The sequence below is a fragment of the Novosphingobium panipatense genome (assembly GCF_900182875.1).
In the GTDB taxonomy this organism is placed as follows: domain Bacteria; phylum Pseudomonadota; class Alphaproteobacteria; order Sphingomonadales; family Sphingomonadaceae; genus Novosphingobium; species Novosphingobium panipatense.
Genome location: NZ_FXUI01000018.1, coordinates 46,373 through 53,178, shown reverse-complemented (window position 1 = coordinate 53,178; position 6,806 = coordinate 46,373). Strand labels below are relative to the sequence as shown.

Sequence of the window (6,806 nt, the reverse complement as noted above, 5' to 3'; positions counted from 1 at the left end):
CGTTTCCGACCCTGAGATAGGTTTCCCCGTCAGGAAACTGACGATGCTCGATCGTGCCGACCTCTGCATCGAGCGCGGCGGATAGCGGCTGTGCCAGGGCCTCGCTGCCAGACAGCGCGAACAGCACGGGACGGTTCATAGCGCTTCAATCCCGAAGATCGGCCCGTCGCTCACCGCATAGGCCGCCGCATAGTCGAGCTCGCCCGGGCTCTCGGCATGAATGCTACACAAGGGAGCCCCGGCATCCACCATCTGGTTCAGCCGACACTGCAGCGCGACGCCGGCGGCCTTGGCCATCGGCGCGCCGGCAAGCTTCGCGACCGTCGCGAGCTTGCGATTGTCGATACTCACCAGGCGGCCGCTATAGGGAGCGATCATATCCTGTTGGAACCGGGCGACCGGTGGAGCCCGCATGCCGCCCTGCGCTTCGCAGATACGTTGGAACTTGGCCCAGGCCCGGCCGCTTTCGAGGCACGCCCGCGCACGCGCATAACCTTCGCGGGCCGGGGCTGCGTCCGCGAGCTCAAGCAGTCCTCCCGCCAGCTCGCAGGCCCGGTGGGCGAGATCCTCGGCGCCCGGCTGCCCCTGGAGCACGGCAAGGATATCCTGCGCCTCGAGCGCCGGACCGATGCCCCGTCCGATCGGCTCGGCGCCGGGGCCGCGCATCACGCGCGTGCGAAGCCCGAAGGCTTGGGCGACAGAGCTCAGCGCCCGCTCGAGCGTGTCGGCGGCATCGGCGCCGCGTACCTTGGCGGTCGGCCCGACCGGGATGTCGATGACCAGATGGGTCGCACCGGCCGCGATTTTCTTGGACAGCACCGAGGCGACCATCTGCCCGACGGCATCGATATCGAGCACCCGTTCCACGCCGATGATCACATCGTCGGCAGGGCTGAGGTTGACGGCGCCGCCCCAGGCGATGCAGCCGCCTTCGCGCTCGACCACCTTGCGGATTGCGGAAACGTCGAGGTCGACAGGTGCCAGCACCTCCATCGTGTCCGCCGTGCCGGCCGGTGAGGTGATCGCCCGCGACGATGTCTTGGGCATGATCAGGCCCTCCGCGGCCATGATCGAGACGATGATCGGCGTGGTGCGATTGCCCGGCAAGCCACCGACGCTATGCTTGTCGACGATGACCGTTCCGGGCCACTGCAATCGCTCGCCGACATCGACCATCGCCCTGGTCAGGCTGATCGTTTCGTCCGTATCGAGCGGGACCGCTGAGCAGGCCGTGACGAACGCCGAGAGATGGACATCGCTATAGCGTCGCTCGGCGATGTCGGTGATGATCGCTGAAAAAGCCCCGTCACTGAGACGATTGCCATAGATGCGCCGACGCACTTCGGCGAGCGAGGCGAGAGGCTGGGCGTGCGCGATCTCGACCGGATCGCCATCGCTGACGCCGAGCCGCTGCCATGCGGATTCGGAGAGGCCGATCTCGCCGGGCGCTGGAGTCTCCGCGGAGCTGTGCAGCAGCGAGACGACGATTTCCCGCCCGCCGGCGCGCAGCGCGACCTGCGCGCGGGACGCAAGACCTTCCGAGCGGCAGACGGGACAGTCGTGGCGCATGACCGCGATCAGATCGCTTCCGGCAGCCGACAGGCCGATGCGGCGTGCCCGCAGCGTCGTCGCGACAGGCTCTGCTTCGGCGTCCTCGATGATCCCGGGCTTCACGCGAGCATGCCCCAGCTACCCAGCGCCGGTACGCTGCATGCCCAACCCAGTTCCTCCGAGACACGCTTCGCCAGGACCTGGGCGCCGGTCGGCTCGCCATGGGTGACATAGACGTGGCGCGGGGCCTCGTGCAGCGACCCGAGCCAGCGCATGAGTTCGTCGCTGTCGGCATGCGCCGAGAGCATCGTCAGGTTGGCGACCTCGGCTTCGACCGGGATATACTCGCCGTGGATCTTGATCGTCCGGGCGCCGCCGATCATGGCGGCGCCGCGGGTGCCCGCCGCCTGGAAGCCCGAGAAGAGGATGAGGTTCTTCCCATCCGGCGCGAAGCGCTTGAGATGGTGGAGCACGCGGCCGCCCGTTGCCATTCCACTGGCCGAGATGATGACCTTGGGGGTGGGGTTGGCGGTGAGTTCCTTGGATTCCTCCACTTCGCGCACATAGTGCGCGACGCTGCACGCCGCTTCGCACTCGGCGCGAGCCAGGCGATGCTCGTCCATGAAATCGCACATCAGCCCGCTCGCGTTGATCGCCATCGGGCTGTCGAGGAAGATCGGGATGTCGCGGAGGCGTCCCTGCGCGCGCAGACGCGAGAAATGATAGAGAAGCGACTGAACCCGTCCCACGGCGAAGGCCGGGATCACCACCGTCCCGCCTCTCTCGACGCATCGCTCGACATGATCTCCAAGCGTCTTTGTCGGATCGACCTGCTCGTGGCGCCGATCGCCATAGGTCGATTCCACCAGGACATAGTCGGCGCGCGCGGGCGGCTCGGGATCCTTCATCACCGCATCGCCGTAACGGCCGATATCGCCTGAGAAGAGGATTGTCCGCCCCTTCCAGTCGATCTCGATCGACGCCGCGCCGAGGATGTGGCCGGCGCGATGGTAGCGCACCCTGATGCCGTCCGTGACTGCATGCCACGCTCCGAACTCGATCGGGCGGAAGAGCTGCAATGCCAGACGCGCGTCGGCCTGGGTGTAGAGGGGCAGCGCCGGCTGGTGCCTGGAGAAGCCGTGCTGGTTGGCGAACTCCGCATCCTTTTCCTGCAGATGGCCGCTGTCGGGAAGAAGGAGCTCGCACAGGGCCGCGGTCGCCCGCGTGGCAAGGACGGTCCCGTCCCAGCCCAGGCGCGCCATGCGCGGTAGTGCGCCCGAGTGATCGAGATGGGCGTGGGTCAGCAGCACCTGGCCGACATCCGCGACTTCGGGTGGGATCGATGCCCAATTAAGGCGGCGCAGATCCCTGGGTCCCTGAAACAGGCCGGAATCGACCACGATCTGAGTTTCACCATCGTCCACCAGATAACGCGACCCTGTGACCGTTCCCGATGCGCCGAGAAAGGCAACGCCGAGACCATCGGCCGGGCGCTTGGCCAGATCGATCCTTGCTTCACGCTCGAAGATGGTCACGCGGGAATGGTGCCGTTTCTTTCTCTTTTGCATGGACGCGGGCCTGCCTCTCACGATTATGTTCGTGAGCGCAGCATTGGTTCGCGGACGCCGCACGCCTATACGCAAAATCCGCAGCACGACTGCTGCTCCCCGACAGCTGCGTCGCCCGAACGCCGATGGCCGATCCCATCGATCGCCTTACCCATGCCTGCGCGATGCCCGGGGGACTTCGGTCTCTACTTATACCTTGCTCCTTGGACTCGAGCCTATGCTGCCCGGACGTTGACCAGAAGAGGACGGCATATGGGCGAACATGACCATCGCATGCGCAAGCGCGGCAAGATCGTTCTGATCGGCTTCCTGCTCGTCGCTAGCTTCTTCCTCCTCACCGAGCATACCGCGCACTTCCTGGGTGTGCTGCCCTATCTCATCCTGCTCGCCTGCCCGCTCATGCACCTGTTCATGCACCGCGGCCATGGTGGGCATCAGCATGGCCATGAGCCCGGTCAGGCACCCGCCGGCTTACCGGCCAATCCCAACGGCCGCATCGAAGGAGAGTCGCGATGACGCACGCCGACTATGGCTATGGTCTGTGGGGGCTCGCGCTGGTTAACGCCGCCGTTTTCATCCTCTTTGCGTTCAGCTTCTTCAAGCCGGCAACTAAACGAGACTGGCGCAGTTTGGGGGCGTTCAGCGCTTTCATCATAGCGCTCTTCGCGGAAATGTATGGCTTCCCGCTCACGATCTTCGTGCTTTCGGGGTGGCTCCAGTCGTATTTCCCCGCTGTCGACTGGTGGAGCCACGATGCTGGACATCTCCTGGAGATGATGTTCGGCTGGCGAGTTAATCCCCATTACGGTCCATTCCACATCGCCAGCTTTGTGCTGATCGGCGTGGGTTACTGGCTGATCTCGGTTGCATGGACGGCCCTTCACTTGAGTCAGCGCAAACACCAATTGGCCCTTACTGGGATTTATGCCCGGATCCGGCACCCGCAATATGTCGGCTTCATTCTCGTCATGCTCGGCTTTTTGCTACAATGGCCGACCCTTTTGACCCTTGCTATGTTTCCGGTGCTCGTCGTGATGTATATTCGGCTGGCTCGGCATGAGGAAAAGGAGGCGCTAGCCAACTTCGGCGAGGTTTACCGCGATTATATGGCTCGCGTGCCCGGCTTCATTCCGAATCTGACAATCCATTCGCGTCGAAGAAGGCCATGGCGATCCTTGACGGGAATGGCTGATGTAATTGCCGGCAAGGTCAATGCTGACGTTCTGACTGGCCTTATTATTCGGACATCGTTACCCGACCTCACAGCACACTACTGCAGCAATCCCGGTTCGACTGCGCAATCATCTTGGGAGGGCAAGTTCGCCTTGCACGGGCAGATTCGGTGTGGAGCTGATGCCCGGCACTAGACGCAGAGCATCGCCGATCAAGGTATAGACGGCGTGGCGCTGGCCGCCACGGTTCCGATGGTCGACGCGATAGCCCTGATAATGTCGGCGGAGCAGGCCTGCATTCACCAGTTCGGAAACGGCGCGACTGAGATTACTCTTGCCGGCTGTGCGAATGCGTGCCCGCATTTCCTCCGCGATCACGCCGCGCCTTTTCTCCGGATCGCCGGGGAGCAGTCCGTTTCTAGCGAGGTCGCTCTCGACCCGCTCGGCCAGCGTAATGCTGCGCGGACCACGCTGGGCCATCGGGGTCAATGCGTCGCATAGCCAATCGCGCAGGGAAACGAGCCCATCGTTCCGCCTGACCCAGGGACCGGCGCTTCCATCTGGCCCCGCCACCTGGGCGATCAGGTTGAGCAGCATGAAGGCATAACGGGGCCGGCTCGATACGGTCGCCAGCGTCTCGAGCACGGCCGCGACATCACAGCCAATGGAGGGTTCAAGAGGCTTGCCTGCATGAAACATAACATGATGGAATCAAGCACAAAGCAGGATCAATGTGAATCCCAAATCGGCGGCCACAGACGGGTTGTCAGCTATGACACTTTGCCGGCGGATAAAGTGTCATAGGCGATCCATTCTAATCGTAGATTGTTGCGAATCGTTCTCAACTCATCCTGATAATCATGGCGCTCGCCGCTTAGGTGTGGACGAGCCGTCTCCTCGCGAACGAGCTTCCGTCGCCTATGGCGAACAGGATAAAAGACTGCGGCCGCCTTGATGATCTCACGCGCTTTGCGACGGACTGTCAGCGTGCTGAAACCCTTGGCGATCTGCATGGCACGATCGATGCCGCCGTGCGCGATCTTGGCTTCCGCTGGTTCACGCTGCTTCACAATATCGACCTTCGGCGCGGCGACGAGCAAAGCCTGTTCCTCACAACCTATCCGTCGGCCTGGCTCGAGGAAGTGCTCGAAGAGCGCCATTATCTCGAAGATCCCATCCATGCGGCCTGCGCACGTACGCCCTCTGGACTGGCCTGGGACCGTGTCGGCGACGTGCTGGAGCTCACGCCGCGCCAGCGAGGCATCCTTGACCGCGCCCGGGATCATGACCTTGCATCGGGCTACAGTTTGCCGATCCGGACCCCGGGCGAGCCCGAGGCGATCTTCACTGCGGCCCGATCACGCGACGAGCCGCTGAGTGCAGAAGAGGTTCTGACCGCCCGTCTGCTCGGCTCGGTCGCTTATGATCGGGCGCGCGAGCTGCTTGGCGAAAGGGCAGGGCCATTGGCCTGCGTCCCTCTCAGTCCTCGCCAGGTCGAATGCATCGCGCTCGTCGCGCAAGGCAAAAGCGACTGGGAGATCGGCCAGATCCTCGGCCTCAGCCGCGATACCGTGCACGAATATGTTGAATCGGCCCGCAGGCGTTATGGCGTGCGACGACGCACGCAGCTGGTGCTGCGCGCGGTTCGCGATGGTCATCTCAACATGGAAGCGCTGCTCTGATCTCGCCGGCCATATGATGATCGGGCTTGGGCAAGTTCAGGATTTCTGCGCTGTCGCTGGCGCGATCAAGGACGCTACGGCCTTGTCTGACCTGATGGCCGAAATCACGAAGGCCATGGGCTTTCGGCACTATGCCCTGGTCCATCATGTCGACCTGAAGCCTGCGGTTCGCTCGGTCCACATCGTCGACTATCCGCAAGACTGGGTGGAGCGCTTCCAGGCGAGACGCCTCTATGCGAGCGACCCGATCCACCGCGCCAGCCATCGCACCAATGTGGGCTTTGCCTGGTCGGCGGTTCAGTCGATCATCTCTCTGACGGCCGCCGATCGCTCGATCCTGGCAGAAGCCTACGAGGCCGGGCTGGGCGACGGCTTCACCGTTCCGGCCCATATTCCTGGCGAGCTCAATGGATCCTGTTCCTTCGCGATGGCGGCGGGCGAGATGCTCGACCATCGGCAGCTGCCGTTCGTGCAGCTCGTCGGCAGCTTCGCGTTCGAAGCGGCACGCAAGATTTCCCGGATCCACGCGCCGCAATCCGAATGCCCGAGCCTGACCGAAAGGCAGGCCGAATGCGTGGCGCTGGTCGCGCGGGGCAAGACCGATTGGGAGATCAGCCAGATCCTCGGCATCGGCCAGGAAACGGTGATCCAGCATGTGAAGGATGCGCGCGACCGCTATGGCGTCACCAAGCGCACCCTCCTCGCCATTCGCGCCTTGTTCGAAGGGCAAATCAGCTTTGCCGATGTGTTCGGCCGATGATCTCCCCAGAACTGGGGATAACGCAAAAAAGCCGCCTCTGATCGACTGACAGGCCTCACCAAAAGGAGGCTGT

The 6,806-nt window shown here is 63.5% G+C and carries 7 protein-coding genes; 4 read left to right on the top strand and 3 right to left on the bottom strand.

Translation table 11 applies throughout. The annotated features are described in order from the left end of the window. Window positions 1-135 precede the first annotated feature (135 nt). Window positions 136-1,674: a thymidine phosphorylase family protein gene (locus tag QOL62_RS17615; RefSeq protein ID WP_007683378.1), complete on the bottom strand. Its 1,539-nt coding sequence runs from the start codon at window positions 1,672-1,674 to the stop codon at window positions 136-138. After that, on the bottom strand, window positions 1,671-3,119 hold the full coding sequence (locus tag QOL62_RS17610; protein WP_013849921.1) for an MBL fold/beta-CASP domain-containing RNA metallo-hydrolase: 1,449 nt from the start codon (window positions 3,117-3,119) through the stop codon (window positions 1,671-1,673). The genes QOL62_RS17615 and QOL62_RS17610 overlap by 4 nt, the downstream gene beginning before the upstream one ends. 252 nt (window positions 3,120-3,371) lie before the next feature. On the opposite strand from QOL62_RS17610, the gene QOL62_RS17605 reads away from it, so the two are divergent. After that, on the top strand, window positions 3,372-3,635 hold the full coding sequence (locus QOL62_RS17605; protein ID WP_007683380.1) for a DUF2933 domain-containing protein: 264 nt from the start codon (window positions 3,372-3,374) through the stop codon (window positions 3,633-3,635). Next, window positions 3,632-4,486, top strand: coding sequence for a methyltransferase family protein (locus QOL62_RS17600; RefSeq protein ID WP_007683381.1), 855 nt, complete (start codon window positions 3,632-3,634; stop codon window positions 4,484-4,486). The genes QOL62_RS17605 and QOL62_RS17600 overlap by 4 nt, the downstream gene beginning before the upstream one ends. Here the strand turns inward: QOL62_RS17600 and QOL62_RS17595 are convergent. Next, window positions 4,421-4,990, bottom strand: a complete 570-nt coding sequence (locus tag QOL62_RS17595) for a hypothetical protein (RefSeq protein WP_013039076.1) — start codon at window positions 4,988-4,990, stop codon at window positions 4,421-4,423. The two genes, QOL62_RS17600 and QOL62_RS17595, sit on opposite strands and share 66 nt — an antisense overlap. Before the next feature lie 221 nt (window positions 4,991-5,211). Between QOL62_RS17595 and QOL62_RS17590 the strand changes: the two genes are divergently transcribed. Together QOL62_RS17590 and QOL62_RS17585 are read left to right on the top strand one after the other, a co-directional pair. After that, window positions 5,212-5,973: a helix-turn-helix transcriptional regulator gene (locus QOL62_RS17590; protein ID WP_007683383.1), complete on the top strand. Its 762-nt coding sequence runs from the start codon at window positions 5,212-5,214 to the stop codon at window positions 5,971-5,973. 13 nt (window positions 5,974-5,986) lie between these two features. Continuing rightward, window positions 5,987-6,733 carry a LuxR family transcriptional regulator gene (locus QOL62_RS17585; protein WP_007683385.1) on the top strand — a complete coding sequence of 249 codons (747 nt, stop codon included), beginning with the start codon at window positions 5,987-5,989 and terminating at the stop codon, window positions 6,731-6,733. Window positions 6,734-6,806: the final 73 nt, after the last annotated feature.